Origin of the sequence: Streptomyces alboniger (assembly GCF_008704395.1) — a bacterium.
Taxonomy (GTDB): domain Bacteria; phylum Actinomycetota; class Actinomycetes; order Streptomycetales; family Streptomycetaceae; genus Streptomyces; species Streptomyces alboniger.
On the sequence record NZ_CP023695.1, the window covers coordinates 4311955 to 4327197 of the forward strand.

Annotated in this window: 14 protein-coding genes; 11 read left to right on the forward strand and 3 right to left on the reverse strand. The window is 71.6% G+C overall.

Annotation, left to right across the window (positions count from 1 at the left end; all coding sequences use genetic code 11):
- Window positions 1-11: 11 nt before the first annotated feature.
- Complete coding sequence (locus CP975_RS19250; protein ID WP_055536325.1) at window positions 12-992, reverse strand: ATP-binding protein; 981 nt, start codon at window positions 990-992, stop codon at window positions 12-14.
- A 101-nt stretch (window positions 993-1093) separates the two neighbouring features.
- Between CP975_RS19250 and CP975_RS19255 the strand changes: the two genes are divergently transcribed.
- Window positions 1094-1909: a Fic family protein gene (locus tag CP975_RS19255; protein ID WP_055536324.1), complete on the forward strand. Its 816-nt coding sequence runs from the start codon at window positions 1094-1096 to the stop codon at window positions 1907-1909.
- Window positions 1910-2307: 398 nt separating this feature from the next.
- On the opposite strand, the gene CP975_RS19260 is transcribed toward CP975_RS19255, so the two are convergent.
- Window positions 2308-3132 (reverse strand): HAD family hydrolase, encoded by an 825-nt coding sequence (locus CP975_RS19260; protein ID WP_055536323.1) that lies wholly within the window; start codon window positions 3130-3132, stop codon window positions 2308-2310.
- 577 nt (window positions 3133-3709) lie between these two features.
- Between CP975_RS19260 and ssd the strand changes: the two genes are divergently transcribed.
- From ssd to CP975_RS19295, 7 genes are all read left to right on the forward strand, one after another.
- On the forward strand, window positions 3710-4840 hold the full coding sequence (gene ssd / locus CP975_RS19265; protein ID WP_150477158.1) for a septum site-determining protein Ssd: 1131 nt from the start codon (window positions 3710-3712) through the stop codon (window positions 4838-4840).
- On the forward strand, window positions 4837-6012 hold the full coding sequence (locus tag CP975_RS19270) for a TadA family conjugal transfer-associated ATPase (protein WP_055536248.1): 1176 nt from the start codon (window positions 4837-4839) through the stop codon (window positions 6010-6012). Before ssd ends, CP975_RS19270 begins: the two co-directional genes overlap by 4 nt.
- Before the next feature lie 8 nt (window positions 6013-6020).
- A complete protein-coding gene (locus tag CP975_RS19275) occupies window positions 6021-6884 on the forward strand; it encodes a type II secretion system F family protein (RefSeq protein ID WP_150477921.1) in 864 nt (287 codons plus the stop codon).
- The gene (locus CP975_RS19280) at window positions 6881-7666 is read left to right on the forward strand and encodes a type II secretion system F family protein (protein ID WP_055536506.1); all 786 of its coding nucleotides are present in this window, start codon (window positions 6881-6883) and stop codon (window positions 7664-7666) included. Before CP975_RS19275 ends, CP975_RS19280 begins: the two co-directional genes overlap by 4 nt.
- Before the next feature lie 136 nt (window positions 7667-7802).
- On the forward strand, window positions 7803-7940 hold the full coding sequence (locus tag CP975_RS19285) for a DUF4244 domain-containing protein (protein WP_030782176.1): 138 nt from the start codon (window positions 7803-7805) through the stop codon (window positions 7938-7940).
- Window positions 7927-8313 (forward strand): TadE family type IV pilus minor pilin, encoded by a 387-nt coding sequence (locus CP975_RS19290; RefSeq protein WP_055536504.1) that lies wholly within the window; start codon window positions 7927-7929, stop codon window positions 8311-8313. Before CP975_RS19285 ends, CP975_RS19290 begins: the two co-directional genes overlap by 14 nt.
- On the forward strand, window positions 8310-8678 hold the full coding sequence (locus CP975_RS19295; protein WP_055536503.1) for an Rv3654c family TadE-like protein: 369 nt from the start codon (window positions 8310-8312) through the stop codon (window positions 8676-8678). Before CP975_RS19290 ends, CP975_RS19295 begins: the two co-directional genes overlap by 4 nt.
- 185 nt (window positions 8679-8863) lie before the next feature.
- Here the strand turns inward: CP975_RS19295 and CP975_RS19300 are convergent, their stop codons facing one another.
- Window positions 8864-11323 (reverse strand): DEAD/DEAH box helicase, encoded by a 2460-nt coding sequence (locus CP975_RS19300; RefSeq protein WP_167532709.1) that lies wholly within the window; start codon window positions 11321-11323, stop codon window positions 8864-8866.
- 80 nt (window positions 11324-11403) lie between these two features.
- Between CP975_RS19300 and bldG the strand changes: the two genes are divergently transcribed.
- The 3 genes from bldG (at window position 11404) to CP975_RS19315 (ending at window position 15073) form a co-directional block, all read left to right on the forward strand.
- Window positions 11404-11745 carry an anti-sigma factor antagonist BldG gene (gene bldG, locus CP975_RS19305; protein WP_003975386.1) on the forward strand — a complete coding sequence of 114 codons (342 nt, stop codon included), beginning with the start codon at window positions 11404-11406 and terminating at the stop codon, window positions 11743-11745.
- Window positions 11746-11826: 81 nt separating this feature from the next.
- Window positions 11827-12267 carry an ATP-binding protein gene (locus tag CP975_RS19310; protein ID WP_055532154.1) on the forward strand — a complete coding sequence of 147 codons (441 nt, stop codon included), beginning with the start codon at window positions 11827-11829 and terminating at the stop codon, window positions 12265-12267.
- 403 nt (window positions 12268-12670) lie between these two features.
- Window positions 12671-15073, forward strand: a complete 2403-nt coding sequence (locus tag CP975_RS19315) for a sodium-translocating pyrophosphatase (protein WP_055532152.1) — start codon at window positions 12671-12673, stop codon at window positions 15071-15073.
- The last annotated feature ends 170 nt before the right edge of the window (window positions 15074-15243 follow it).

Consider the following 15243-nt stretch of genomic DNA (forward strand, 5'->3'; position numbering starts at 1 on the left):
CGCGGACCCGTTCAGGCAGGGGTGACCGTCTGCTCGCGCAGAACGAAGTCGGGGTCGACCTGGGCGGCCAGGTCGGCACCCGTCCGTTCGTTGCCCCAGCTCTGCGCGTTCTTCAGGTGGAAGTGGACCATCTGGCGGGTGTAGCGCTCCCAGTCCCGTCGCTCGTACGAGGCATCGACGGTGTCCTGAAGTACGCGCAGGGAGCGGCGGTTCTCCTCTTCCAGGTGCTCGAAGCGGGGCGGGTGGCCCTTCTCCATGGCGCGCACCCAGTCCGAGTGCCCGACGGTCACCAGGAGGTCGTCGCCGACCTGTTCGCGCAGGAAGTCGACGTCGTCCTGGCCCTGCACCTTGTTGCCGACGACCTTGAGGTCGACGCCGAAGTCGCGGGCGTACTCCTTGTACTGGCGATAGACGGAGACCCCCTTCCTCGTCGGCTCGGCCACCAGGAACGTCATGTCGAAGCGCGTGAACATCCCGGAGGCGAAGGAGTCCGAGCCGGCGGTCATGTCCACGACCGCGTACTCATCGCGGCCGTCGACGAGGTGGTTCAGGCACAGCTCCACCGCTCCGGTCTTGGAGTGGTAGCAGGCCACACCGAGGTCGGCTTCGGTGAACGGCCCGGTGACCATCAAACGCACGGTGGCGCCGTCGAGTTCCAGGGGCCGGGCGCACGCGTCGTACACGGGGTTGTCCTCGCGGACCCGCAGCAGCCGCGAGCCCTCGCCCGGGGGTGTCGTCTTGATCATGGTGTCGGCGGAGGCGATCCGCGGATTGGTGCCGCGCAGATAGTCCTTGATCAGGGACAGGTGGGCGCCGAGGGCGGGCAGCCGGGTGGCGTCCGCCTCGTCGAGGCCCAGCGCGGGGCCCAGGTGCTGGTTGATGTCGGCGTCCACCGCGATGACAGGGGCGCCGGTGGCGGCGAGGTGGCGGATGAAGAGCGAGGACAGCGTGGTCTTGCCGCTGCCGCCCTTCCCCACGAAAGCGATTTTCATAACCACATAGCGTAGTGGGTTCCTTACGTGCGGTACTCGTTCCGCGTGAAGAAGACCACTCCTTCGTGGAGTGGGCGCGCGGAGTACGTAGGGTCGTACTCATGAGTACGACATCCGATCCGCTCGTGGCCCTGGGGGCGCTCCCCGGCGTTGCCGACTCCGTGGACTCCGTGCGCAAGGCGGTGGACCGGGTCTACGGGCACCGGATCATGCGGCGCCGAAGCAACGAGATCACCTCCGAGGCGGCGCTGCGCGGCGCCCGTGGCTCCGCCGCGCTCTCCGGGGCCGAGTGGGCCCTCGAGGAGGTGCGCCGGCGCAGCGACTTCAGCGGTGACGGTGAGGCGCGCACGGTCGGCGGGGCCCTGCGGCTGACCGCGGAGGCCGGGCAACTCCTGTCCATCTGGCGGCAGTCGCCGCTGCGGGTCCTCGCGAGGCTGCACCTGGTCGCGGCGGCCGACTCGGTCGAGGCCGCGGGGCGCCCGTGGCTGGCGGGCGAGCCCGTCGAGGAGCCGCTGATCGAGCTTCCGCTGCCGGACGCGGACGAGGTGGCGGGGCGCCTGGAAGGCCTGTCGCGGCTGATCAGCGCGGGCAGCTCGGCGCCCGCCCTGGTGACGGCGGCCGTGGTCCACGGCGAACTGCTCAGTCTGCGGCCCTTCGCCTCGCACAACGGCCTGGTCGCGCGGGCCGCCGAGCGCATCGTCCTGGTGGGCAGCGGCCTCGACCCGAAGTCGATCTGCCCGGCGGAGGCGGGGCACGCGGAGCTGGGCCGGGCGGCCTACGTGGCGGCCCTGGACGGCTACGCGTCGGGCACGCCGGACGGCATGGCGGCCTGGATCGCCCACTGCGGCAAGGCCGTTGAGCTGGGCGTCAGGGAGTCGACCGCGGTCTGCGAGGCGCTTCAGCGCGGAGCGGCATAGGAGCTTCAGCGCGGAGCGGCATGGCGCTTCAGTAAGCAGTGGGGTGGCCCGAACAGGGTTGCGGCGGTACGGAATTCCGTACCGCCGCTGGCATGTTCACCGGGTTACCAAGCGTCCTCGAAATGTTGCCCATCAGGTCGGGAACTTGGCCCGTCACCTGGTGCGGCTGGCCCGTAATCGACGGGTCGACGTCGCGTGGGTGCCCAGTGTTCATGCTCGGTCCGTGGGGCCGTGGTTGCGTTTTAAGGTAATCCTCTCGGATGTCCTTGGTCTCGCGGGCCGTTGACTCCTTTGTACTCCAGTCCTGGGGCAAGCGGTAGTCCTGGCCGTACTTCTTTACTTTTGGGTTCAAACAGGTGCGAATGGGGCGCAGGGGGCGCCCTTGGCAACAGTGCTGGTCAGCTCGCCGCCGCGCGCCGCCGGCTCGCGAACCAGACGAGACCCGCGGTGGCCGCCGCGGCGCCCACCGCGGCGGCCGCTACGAGGGCGGGCCGGGGTGGGGCGGGCAGGCGCTGCTTGAGCCGCACGGGGCGGTGGAAGTCGAGGATCGGCCACGCGCGCGTGAGGGCCTCTTTCCGCAGGGCGCGGTCGGGGTTGACGGCGAAGGGGTGTCCCACGGACTGGAGCATGGGCAGATCGGTCGCCGAGTCGCTGTAGGCATAGCAGCGGTCGAGGTCGTACCCCTCCGACCTGGCCAGCTCCTTGATCGCCTCGGCCTTGGTGGGGCCGTACGCGTAGTACTCCACCTCGCCGGTGAAGCAGCCGTCGTCCCCGACCACCATGCGGGTCGCCACCACGCGGTCCGCGCCGAGGAGTTCGCCGATCGGCTCGACGACCTCGGCGCCCGAGGTGGAGACGATGACGACGTCGCGGCCCGCGGTGTGGTGCTCCTCGATGAGGGAGGCGGCCTCGTCGTAGATGATCGGGTCGATCAGATCGTGCAGGGTCTCGGCGACGATTTCTTTGACCTGTCGTACGTTCCAGCCGCGGCACAGCGCGGACAGGTACTCACGCATCCGCTCCATCTGGTCGTGGTCGGCGCCGCCCGCCAGGAAGACGAACTGCGCGTACGCGGTGCGCAGCACCGCCCTGCGGTTGATCAGGCCGCCTTGGTAGAACGACTTGCTGAACGTGAGCGTGCTCGACTTCGCAATGACCGTCTTGTCCAGGTCAAAGAAGGCGGCCGTGCGAGGCAAGGAGTGGTTTTCCACAGGCTTGAGCATAGGCGCCCACCATTCGGCGTAAGCTGAGGCGCGTGGGTTTGCCTGAGAAGGCTCTCGGGTACACCATGGAAGTCACGGATCGTTCGCGACCGTGCTAACCCGGTCTGGCTCCTCCCCCCCCCGAGTCGGACCGTGGGGACGACCCCCGCTCTCCCCCCCGGCGGGGGTCGTCGCATGTCCGGATGGGTTTTTGAGCCCTCCGTCGATCATCTTCCGGCCCTCAGGTCCCTCTCTCCGCCCTCTTGGCATTCTTGAGGTCTGCCCAAGATCCGTCACTGTGTGTAGTCGTCGCGCTGCTCTGCGGAAGCCCTCGGGAAGTCGGCGGAAGGTGCTGGGAAGTCGAGGCGAAGGTGGCGCGAAGCCGACGTGAAGCCGATGCGATGTCACTGGTTCGAGTGACCGAAATATTCACAGCCATCGCCTTGTCCACAGTTATTGACCAAGATCCACAAGATTTCCCGGATCGCTGCACGCTGATTCTGCTCGTTCTGCTCGCGAAGTTCATGGCCGGATTGCTTTGCCAGGTTCTTCGCCCCTTGCGGAACGCGGCATTCACAGGAGCTTGTGCGCGAGGGGGATGAAGATCGTGGGTGGACTGATTTCGCAGTGCGGGGCCGCGCCGACTGACGGACGGCAGGGTGGACCGCTGATCCTCACGGAGGATGTGGATCTCCTCGATGACCTGCTGCGGCTGTGCGCGGCGGCAGGGGCCCGGCCCGAGGTGCACCACGGCGGGCCCGACCGCGGAGGGGGATGGGACTCGGCTCCGCTCGTCCTGGTGGGCGACGACGCGGCGGAGCGGCTGCGCGGGGCCGCGCGGCGGCGCGGGGTCGTGCTGGTCGGGCGGGATCAGGACGATCCCGGGGTCTGGCAGCGGGCGGTGGAGATCGGCGCCGACCATGTGCTGCTCCTGCCCGACGGCGAGCAGTGGCTGGTGGAGCGCATCGCCGACGTGGCCGAGGGCGTGGGGCGGCCCGCGCTCACCGTCGGGGTCATCGGGGGGCGAGGCGGGGCCGGGGCCTCCACTCTGGCCTGCTCCCTCGCCATCTCGGCGGCCCGCGCGGGACGGCGCACGATGCTCGTCGACGCCGACCCGCTGGGCGGCGGCCTGGATGTCCTCCTGGGGGGCGAGACGGCCGAAGGCCTGCGCTGGCCGGCCTTCGCCGCGTCGCGGGGCAGGGTCGGCGGAGGAGCGCTGGAGGAGTCACTTCCGGAGCTGCACGCCCTGCGGGTCCTGAGCTGGGACCGCGGTGACGTGGTGACGGTCGCGCCGGAAGCCGTCCGTGCCGTCGTCTCGGCGGCCCGCAGGCGCGGCGGGGTGGTCGTCGTGGACCTGCCGCGCCGGGTGGACGAGGCGGTCGCGGAGGCACTGGCGCAGGTCGACCTCGGCCTGCTGGTGGTGCCGCCCGAGCTGCGCGCGGTGGCGGGGGCGCGGCGAGTGGCGTCGGCGGCCGGTCTGGTACTGCGCGACGTGCGCGTGGTGGTCCCGGCAGGCGTGGGCGCGCCGGGCCTCGGCACGCTCGACCCGGAGGAGGTCGCGGGGCTGCTCGGGCTGCCGCTGGTCGGAGAAGTGCCCTGGGAGCCGGGGCTCCGTGTGGCGCAGGCGGCTGGGGTGCCGCCCGGTGGCGCCGCGCGCGGCCCGCTGGCGCGATTCTGCGCCGAGTTCTGGGACCGGGTGCCGGCCGACACCCTCGGAGGGGGCGTATGAGCGCGGTCGTGGGGGCGCGGATGCTGGACGGGGTGCGCCAGTGGCTCGCGGAGAACGGCACGGAGCCGACCCCGGCGCGGGTCGCCGAGGCGCTGCGGGCGCAGGGCCGGGTCCTCGGGGACACCGAAGTGCTCGGAGCCGCCGCCCAGTTGCGTTCGGAGCTGGTCGGCGCGGGGCCCCTGGAGCCATTGCTCGCGGACGCCTCCGTGACCGATGTGCTGGTTTCCGCGCCGGACAAGGTCTGGGTGGACCGGGGCGGCGGCCTAGAGCTGACGGGGGTCACGTTCCGGGACGCGGCCGCGCTGCGGCGCCTCGCACAGCGCCTGGCGGCCGTCGCGGGGCGGCGCCTGGACGACGCGAGGCCCTGGGTGGACGCGCGCCTCCCGGACGGCACCCGGCTGCACGCCGTGCTGCCACCGGTCGCCGTGGGCTCCACCTGCCTCTCCCTGCGGGTCGTGCGGCCCCGCGCCTTCACCCTCGCGGAGCTGGCCGACGCGGGGACGGTGCCGCCCGGCGGCGACCGGGTGCTGCGGGCGCTGCTCGACGCCCGTCTGTCCTTCCTGATCAGCGGGGGCACGGGCACCGGCAAGACGACCTTGCTGAGCGCGCTGCTCGGCCTGGTCGGCCCGAAGGAGCGGATCGTACTGGCCGAGGACTCCACGGAGTTGAGGCCCGAGCACCCCCACGTAGTCCGGCTGGAGTCCCGCCCCGCGAACCAGGAGGGGGCCGGCCTCGTCGGGCTGGACGACCTGGTGCGCCAGGCATTGCGGATGCGTCCTGATCGGCTGGTCGTCGGCGAGGTGCGGGGAGCCGAGGTGATCCATCTGCTGGCGGCGCTGAACACGGGCCATGAGGGCGGTTGCGGCACGGTGCATGCCAATGCCGCAGGGGACGTGCCCGCCCGCCTGGAGGCCCTGGGCACCGCCGCCGGTCTCGACCGGGCCGCCCTGCACAGTCAGTTGGCGGCCGCGCTGTCCGTGGTGATCCATCTCGTACGCGACAGGGCGGGCCGCCGCCGCATCGCCGAGGTGCATGTGCTGGAGCGCGCAGCGTCGGGCCTGGTGGTGACGGTGCCCGCACTGCGGTGGGGCAAGGAGGCGTTCACCGAGGGGCCCGGGTGGGGGCGGCTGAGCGCGCTTCTGGAGGGCGGGGCCCGGGGTGGTGCGGTGTGAGTACGTCGATGTGGGCGGCGGCCGTGTGCGCGGGGAGCGCGGCCTGGCTGATGGACGGTCGCGACCGCACTGCCCAGCGGATCCGGTCGGTGCTCGGGGCCGGGGTGCCCGAGAGGGCGGGTGGCGGCTCCTGGCGGCGGGCGGTCGCCGCTGGGCGGGCTCGGGTGCGGCATGAGTGGTGGTGCCTGGCGGCAGGGGCGGTGGTGGCGCTCCTCGGGGAGTCGCCGTTGCCGCTGGTCGCGGGCACGGCGGGAGTGCCGTTGGCGGGGCGTGTGCGGCGGGCCAGGGACACGCGCCGGGAGCGCGAGCGGCGCGGCGACGCGGTGATCGCGCTGTGCGGGGCGCTCGCGGGCGAGGTGCGGGCGGGGCGGCAGCCGGGGGAGGCACTGCGGGTGGCCCTCGATGGCAGTACCCGCGGGGGAGACGGGTCCGGGGGCGACGGGGCCGGTGAGGGTCGGAGTGCCGTGCTGGCGGCGGCGCGGTTCGGCGGGGATGTGCCGGGGGCGTTCGGTGAGGCGGCGCGGGAGCCGGGGGCGGAGGGGCTTTTGGGGCTGGCCGCGTGCTGGCGGGTGGCGGTGGACCGCGGTGCGGGACTGGCGGCGGGCCTTGAGCGGCTGGAGGGCGCGCTGCGCTCGGAGCGCGACCAGCGGGCGGACCTGCGCGCCCAGTTGGCGGGCGCCCGGTCGACAGCCGTGATGCTCGCGGGGCTTCCGGTGCTCGGGCTGCTGATGGGCAGCGCGCTGGGAGCGGAGCCGTTGCGGGTGCTGCTGCACACGGGAGCGGGTCTCGGCTGCTTGGCGGCGGGCGGGGTGCTTGAGGGCGTCGGGGTGTGGTGGGCGCTGCGGATCGTTCGAGGAGCGGAGGGGCGATGAGTTCTGTCCACAGGCTGGGGGTGGCCGTGTGGGGAGTCGCGGCCGTGCTCTGGCTGGCTCTGGTCGTGCTGGCCGCGCGGCGCGAGAGGGCGCTGCGGCGGAGGGCCGGACAGCTGCTGGCTGTGGAGCGGCCGGACGTGCGGCGCGGGGAGCGGTGGTCGGGCCTGCGTGACAGAGCGCGCGCCTGGCTACCGGTCGCAGGGGTGGCGAGCGCGGCTTACGCCCTGGTGGGCGGAGTCCTCGGGCTCGCTGCGGGGGCGGTTATCGGCTACGGCACATGGCACTGGCGGCGAACCCACGCACCGCCCCGCACGCCGAAGGCAGCTGGCGAGGAGGCCGACGGGGTACGCCAACTACCGCTTGCCGCCGACCTCTTGGCGGCCTGCGTGACTGCTGGAGCGACGCCTGTCGCAGCGGCCCGAGCCGTCGGGGAGTCGCTGCGAGACCCGGTGGGCGAGAGCCTCGCGCGAGGAGCCGCGGAAGTGCGACTGGGCAGCGAACCAGCTGACGCATGGCGGCAGTTGGAGGCGATACCGGGCGCTGCCCCGCTGGCCGGGCTCCTGGAGCGCTCCGGCGACTCCGGAGCCCCCGCCGCGGAACCGGTGGCCCGCCTCGCCGCGGACGCCCGTTCCGCGCGGGCCCGGGCGGCCACGGCGAAGGCGAGAAGGGCGGCGGTCCTGATGACCGCGCCGGTGGGCCTGTGCTTCCTTCCGGCATTCGTCGCGGTCGGTGTCCTGCCGGTGCTGATCGGACTGGCAGAAGGCCTGCTGAGTACGGACTGAAGTCGAGCCGGACAACCGCTGCGGCCACCAGGGCCGCGGCACAAGGCACGAAGAAACCACGGGGGTTGACATGCAACTGAGCAAATACACACGAGCGCTGCTTCGGCGGACTCTCGCGAAGGACAGGGACGCGGGGATGGTCACGTCCGAGTACGCGATGGGGCTGATCGCGGCGGTGGGGTTCGCCGGACTGCTCTACAAGGTGGTGACGAGCGGCCAGGTCAGGGCGGCTTTGCAGGCACTGGTGGAGAAGGCACTCCATGCGCCGTTCTGATCGGGGCCCGAGGTCGCAGGCGGGGGACCGGGGGTTCGTGACGGCGGAGGCGGCCGTGGTGCTGCCGACGCTGGTCCTGTTCGCCATGGCACTGGTCTGGACGTTGCTGGCCGCGTGCGCGCAGATCCAGTGCGTGGACGCAGCGAGGGCAGGGGCTCGCGCGGCGGCGCGGCAGGACCCGGAGGCGGTGGCCGTGGCGGAGGCACGGCAGGCGGCACCGCGTGGAGCGCGTGTGTCGGTGCGGCGGGACGGTGACCTGGTGCGGGTCGAGGTGGTCGCGGAGGCGCCCGGCCCGAGGGCACTGGGTCTCGGCCTGCGGCTGCGGTCGGAGGCGGTGGCGTTGGCGGAGGAGACGGTGGGGGTGGGCGTATGACGGGCGGCATGTGGAGTGGCCCGGACAGGGACCGGGGGGCGGCCACGGTGTGGGTGGCGGTGGTGATGGCGGTGCTCTGCGTGGTCTGCGGGGCGGTGCTGGCGATGGGGCAGGTCATCGTGGCCCGGCATCGGGCGGGCGGTGCGGCGGACTTGGCGGCGCTGGCCGCGGCGGACCGCTGGGCGACGGGCGACTCGGCGGCCTGTGCGGGGGCTGGCCGGGTGGCCGAGGAGCAGGGCGCGTGGCTCCTGCGCTGCACTGTGCGGGGCGACACGGTCGACGTCACGGCCACGGCGTCTGTCGGCGCCTTCACCGCCAAGGCCCGAGCGCGGGCGGGCCCAGCAGCCGCCACCCTGCCGCCCTGACCATCGTGCGCCGCGCTCCCCCCGACTCCGCCGCGCTACGGCGAACGTTCCCCACCCGCCCGCCGAACCACAGAAACGAGTCCCCGCCCGGGGAGAGTCACCCCCACGGCCCCGCCCCACAACGGAGCCCAAGGCGAATCCCCGCCGAAGGCGCCCCCGCCAGTCAAGGCGCACCGCCAGGCGCCTCACCCAGCCGCCCCCTCCGCATCCCTCAACAACACCGAAAGCAACCGCACAGCCCCTCGCTTGTGCAACGGATCATTGCCGTTGCCGCACTTGGGGGACTGGATGCACGAAGGGCAGCCCGCCTCGCACTCGCAGGCCGCGATCGCCTGTCGCGTGGCCGTCAGCCACTCCCGCGCCGTGTGGAAGGCCCGCTCGGCGAATCCGGCCCCGCCAGGATGACCGTCGTACACGAACACCGTGGGAAGGAGCGTGTCCGGATGCAGCGGCACGGAGACGCCGCCGATGTCCCAGCGGTCGCACGTGGCGAACAGCGGCAGCATGCCGATGGAGGCGTGCTCGGCGGCGTGCAGGGCGCCGCCGAGGATCTCGGGATGGACGCGGGCGGCGTCCAGTTGGTCCTCGGTGACCGTCCACCAGACGGCGCGCGTGCGCAGCGTACGAGGAGGCAGCTCCAGCTTGGTCTCGCCGAGGACCTCGCCCGTGATGAGTTTCCTGCGCAGGAAGGAGACGACCTGGTTGGTCACTTCTACGGAGCCGTAGCACAGGCGGCCCTCGCCCCAGGGCACCTCGACATCCGTCTCCAGGATGGAGATCGCGGTGGTGTCGCGCGCGGTCGTCGAGTACGGCGGCACGGCCTCCTCGACCAGCGCCACCGAGTCCTCCAGGTCGAGTCGGCGCACGAGATACGTACGGCCTTGGTGGAGGTGGACCGCGCCCTCGTGCACGGTGGCGTGCGCGGCGGACGCGTCGACGGTGCCGAGTAGCCGCCCCGTGCCCTCCTCGACGATCTGGACGGGCTTGCCGCCCTCGCCGCGGATGTCGGTGAGATCGGCGGCCCGCTCGCGGCGGGTCCAGTGCCAGGCCTTGGTCCTGCGGCGCAACAGCTTCGCGGCCTCCAGCTGCGGAAGCAGTTCCGCGGCGGCCGGGCCGAAGAGGGCGAAGTCTTTGTCGACGAGGGGGAGTTCCGCGGCGGCGGCGCACAGGTGGGGCGCGAGAACGTACGGATTGTCGGGGTCGAGGACGGTGGACTCGACGGGCTGCTGGAAGAGCGCTTCGGGGTGGTGGACGAGATACGTGTCCAGGGGGTCGTCCCGGGCGACCAGCACGGCCAGGGCCCCCTGCCCGGAGCGTCCCGCCCGGCCCGCCTGCTGCCAGAGGGAGGCGCGCGTACCGGGGTAGCCCGCGATGATGACGGCGTCCAGGCCCGAGACGTCCACGCCGAGTTCGAGGGCCGTGGTGGCGGCGAGGCCGAGGAGTTCGCCGGAGTGCAGGGCGCGTTCCAGGGCGCGTCGCTCCTCGGGGAGGTATCCGCCCCGGTAGGCGGCGACGCGGCGGGCGAGGGAGCGGTCGACCTCGGCGAGGCGTTCCTGGGCGATCACCGCGATCAGCTCTGCGCCGCGCCGGGAGCGTACGAAGGCCACCGAGCGGACGCCCTGGACGGCGAGGTCGGTGAGGAGGTCCGCGGTCTCGGCGGTGGCGGTGCGGCGCACGGGGGCGCCCTTCTCGCCGTGCAGCTCGGTGAGCGGGGGCTCCCACAGGGCGAAGACGAGTTCGCCGCGGGGCGAGGCGTCGTCGGCGACCTCCTTCACGGGCAGGCCGATGAGGCGCTCCGCGGAGGCGGCGGGGTCGGCGGAGGTGGCGGAGGCCAGCAGGAAGACGGGCTCGGAGCCGTAGCGGGCGCAGAGGCGGCGCAGGCGGCGCAGGACCTGGGCGACGTGCGAGCCGAAGACGCCGCGGTAGGTGTGGCACTCGTCGATGACGACATAGCGCAAGGCGCGCAGGAAGGAGGCCCAGCGGGGGTGGGAGGGGAGGATCCCGCGGTGCAGCATGTCGGGGTTGGTCAGCACGTAGTTGGCGTACTGGCGCACCCACTCGCGTTCCTCGAAGGGGGTGTCGCCGTCGTAGACGGCGGGGCGTACGGCGTTGCCGAGAGGGGCGGCGAGTTCGCGGACGGCCCGGCGCTGATCGGCGGCCAGGGCCTTGGTGGGGGCGAGGTACAGGGCGGTGGCGCCGCGCCCGTTGGGTGCCTCGGAGCCGTCGAGGAGGGCGGAGAGGACGGGCGTGAGATAGGCGAGCGACTTGCCGGAGGCGGTGCCGGTGGCCACGACCACGGATTCCCCGTCGAGGGCGTGCTCGGCCGCCAGGGCCTGGTGGGCCCAGGGCTGCTCGATGCCCGCCGCCCGGACGGCGGATATGACTTCAGGGCGGATGCGGTCCGGCCAGACTGCATACCGAGCCGCACGTGGGGGCAAGTGCTCCGTATGAGTGACGCGCGATGCACGGCTCGGCCCAGCGCTGAGGCGGTCGAGGACCGCCTGCGGGGACGTCTGTGCCGGGGCGCCCGCAGAGGGTCCTCCGGGAGAAGAAATTTTGGCCATCGGCATCGAGTGTGTCACTGGCGGGATGGACAATGGTCCCAAGGCGTCGTGCACGCCTGCCGGTAAGTGATTGAATGCCATCGCGGCTGGCGATCCGTCCTGGGGGCTCTGCCGAGGTGTCCCGAGGGATGACCGCTCGATAGCAAGGTGCTGGAGGATCCGTGGACCTGTCCCTGTCGACCCGTACCGTCGGCGATCGTACGGTCGTCGAGGTCGGTGGCGAAATCGATGTTTATACCGCGCCCAAGCTGCGCGAGCAGTTGGTCGAGCTGGTGAACGACGGCAGTTTTCATCTGGTCGTCGACATGGAGGGCGTGGACTTCCTCGACTCCACCGGGCTCGGCGTGCTGGTCGGCGGCCTGAAGCGCGTGCGTGCCCATGAGGGCTCGCTGCGCCTGGTCTGCAACCAGGAGCGCATTCTCAAGATCTTCCGCATTACCGGCCTGACCAAGGTGTTCCCCATTCACACCTCGGTCGAGGAAGCAGTCGCTGCCACCGACTGAGGCCCGGAGTGGCAGTACAGCAGGGGACCGGGCCTGCGGCCCGGCCCCCTGACAGCACGCGCGTACGTCCGAGGGGGATGCATGGCCACCGTTGAACTCCGCTTCAGCGCGCTGCCCGAGCACGTCAGGACCGCCCGCCTCGTGGCGGCCGCGGTCGCGCGCAGGGCCGGGGTGGACGAGGCCGTCCTCGACGAGGTCAGGCTCGCGGTCGGCGAGGCCTGCACGCGCGCCGTCGGGCTGCACCAGAGCAACGGCGTGGACGCGCCGGTGCGGGTCGCGCTGATCGAGGACGAGAAGCAGTTCTCCATCGAGGTCGGCGACGAGGCGCCCCGTTCGGCGCCCGGTGACCGGGTGCCCGGCGCGCGCCCCGGCGCGGGCGACGAGCTGGAGGCCGAGGGCGAGGACGAGATGGGCCTCGCCGTCATCAGCGGCCTCGTGGACGACGTCGAGGTCACCGCCGGCGAGTCCGGTGGGCTGATCCGCATGAGGTGGCCGACGACCCCCGCGCCACTTCTGCCCTGATCCGCGCCACTTCGGGGGCCGTGATCCCGCGCCACTTCGGCCGTGATCCCGCGCCACTTCTGCCCTGATCGGCTCCGCTTCCGCTCCGGTCGTTGGCCGCTGTCTCCGGTCCGGTGCGCTCGCCCCTAGGCCCCGTAACCCGACGCCCCTCTAGCCCCGACAGGCCCTGTCACCACCACGGTGAACAGGGACTTTTCTTATTCTGATCACCTAATTATCTAGATCAACGATCTCTCGTCAACGGTTTTGAGGCATTACCGCTTTCGGGGCCAATCTGCGGCCGCGATCATTTGCTGAGAAGCAATCTCAGGTCAATTGCGTTAGTGGCGCTCTGTTTTGATCAGGTTCCGCTCCCTACAATCCGTCCACATCTTGAGCTCAGCCCAAGCGTCAAGGAGGACGAATGGCGGGGCTTTCTACCCCTCATCAGTTTGACCACCCCTCAACCTTCGCAGCCGCAGTCCTGACGGACGACAATCGGCTTATCGTGATGGTCATCGCGGCCGTCGCGCTCGCCGCGCTCGTCGTCGCCGGTGTCCTGGTGCGCCAGGTCCTCGCGGCCGGCGAGGGCACCGACAGCATGAAGAAGATCGCGCGGGCGATCCAGGAAGGCGCTAATGCCTATCTGGGCCGGCAGCTTCGCACGCTCGGCGTATTCGCCGTCGTGGTGTTCTTCCTGCTCATGCTGCTGCCCGCGGACGACTGGAATCAGCGCGCCGGACGATCGATCTTCTTCTTGATCGGAGCGGCGTTCTCGGCGACCACCGGCTATATCGGTATGTGGCTCGCCGTGCGCAGCAATGTGCGCGTCGCTGCCGCCGCCCGGGAGGCCACCCCGGCGGAAGGAGAACCCGCAAAGGATCTCACCGCCGTCTCGCACAAAGCCATGAAGATCGCTTTCCGCACGGGCGGTGTCGTCGGCATGTTCACGGTGGGGCTCGGTCTTCTGGGTGCCTCCTGTGTGGTGCTCGTCTACGCGGCCGACGCGCCGAAGGTGCTCGAAGGATTCGGGCTCGGAGCCGCGCTGATCGCGATGTTCATGCGTGTCGGCGGCGGCATCTTCACCAAGGCCGCCGACGTCGGCGCCGACCTGGTCGGCAAGGTCGAGCAGGGCATTCCGGAGGACGATCCGCGCAATGCCGCGACCATCGCCGACAACGTGGGCGACAACGTCGGCGACTGCGCCGGTATGGCCGCCGACCTCTTCGAGTCGTACGCCGTCACGCTCGTCGCCGCGCTGATCCTCGGCAAGGTGGCGTTCGGCGACGCCGGACTCGCCTTCCCGCTGCTCGTTCCGGCCATCGGTGTCGTGACGGCGATGATCGGCATCTTCGCGGTGGCGCCGCGGCGCGCCGACCGCAGCGGCATGAGCGCCATCAACCGCGGTTTCTTCATCTCCGCGGTCGTCTCGCTGGCGCTCGTGGCCGTCGCCGTCTACGTCTACCTTCCGTCCTCGTACGCGAAGCTGGACGGCGTCACGGACACGGCGATCGCGGGCCACAACGGCGACCCCCGGGTCCTCGCGCTCATCGCCGTGGCCATCGGCATCGTGATGGCCGCCCTGATCCAGCAGCTCACCGGCTACTTCACCGAGACCAACCGGCGTCCCGTCAGGGACATCGGCAAGACCTCGCTGACCGGTCCGGCCACCGTCGTGCTGGCGGGCATCTCGATCGGCCTCGAATCGGCCGTCTACACCGCGCTGCTGATCGGGCTCGGCGTGTACGGGGCGTTCCTGCTCGGCGGTACGTCGATCATGCTCGCCCTCTTCGCCGTCGCCCTCGCCGGTACGGGGCTGCTGACCACCGTCGGTGTCATCGTCGCCATGGACACCTTCGGCCCCGTCTCCGACAACGCCCAGGGCATCGCCGAGATGTCCGGTGACGTCGAGGGCGCGGGCGCGCAGGTGCTCACCGACCTGGACGCCGTCGGCAACACCACCAAGGCCATCACCAAGGGCATCGCCATCGCGACCGCGGTCCTCGCGGCGTCGGCGCTCTTCGGGTCGTACCGCGACGCCATCGCGACAGCGGCCAAGGACGTCGGCGAGAAACTCGGCGACGGCGCCCCGATGAACCTGGTGATGGACATCTCACAGCCCAACAACCTGGTGGGCCTGATCCTCGGCGCCGCGGTCGTCTTCCTCTTCTCGGGGCTCGCGATCAACGCGGTGTCGCGGTCGGCCGGGGCCGTGGTCTACGAGGTGCGGCGGCAGTTCCGCGAGCACCCCGGGATCATGGACTACAGCGAGCAGCCGGAGTACGGGCGCGTCGTCGACATCTGCACCAAGGACGCGCTGCGCGAGCTGGCCACGCCGGGTCTGCTCGCCGTGCTCACCCCGATCGCGGTCGGTTTCTCGCTCGGCGTCGGCGCGCTCGGCTCGTTCCTGGCGGGCGCGATCGGCACCGGCACGCTGATGGCGGTGTTCCTCGCCAACTCCGGTGGCGCCTGGGACAACGCGAAGAAGCTCGTCGAGGACGGTCACCACGGCGGCAAGGGCAGTGAGGCCCACGCCGCGGTCGTCATCGGCGACACCGTGGGCGACCCGTTCAAGGACACCGCGGGCCCGGCGATCAACCCCCTGCTGAAGGTGATGAACCTCGTGGCGCTGCTCATCGCGCCCGCGGTCATCAAGTTCAGCTACGGGGACGACGCCAGCGTCGGCATGCGGGTCCTCATCGCGGTGGCCTCCATCGCGGTCATCATCGGCGCGGTCTACGTCTCCAAGCGGCGGGGCATCGCCGTCGGGGACGAGGGCAACGCCGGTCGGGCGGCCAAGTCGGCCGATCCGGCGGTCGTTTCGTAACCCGGAGCGGCACGCGTCCAATGGGCGGGCGGACAGCGCGTTTTGACGCGCCGTCCGCCCGTCGGCGTGTGGGCGTCCGCCCGCCGTCGCCAGGTCTCTGACGGCTCGTGAGTCTCGTCTCGCGCTTCTCGCCATCTGCTTGGTGCAAATGGCTGCAATAGCGGTTGTAT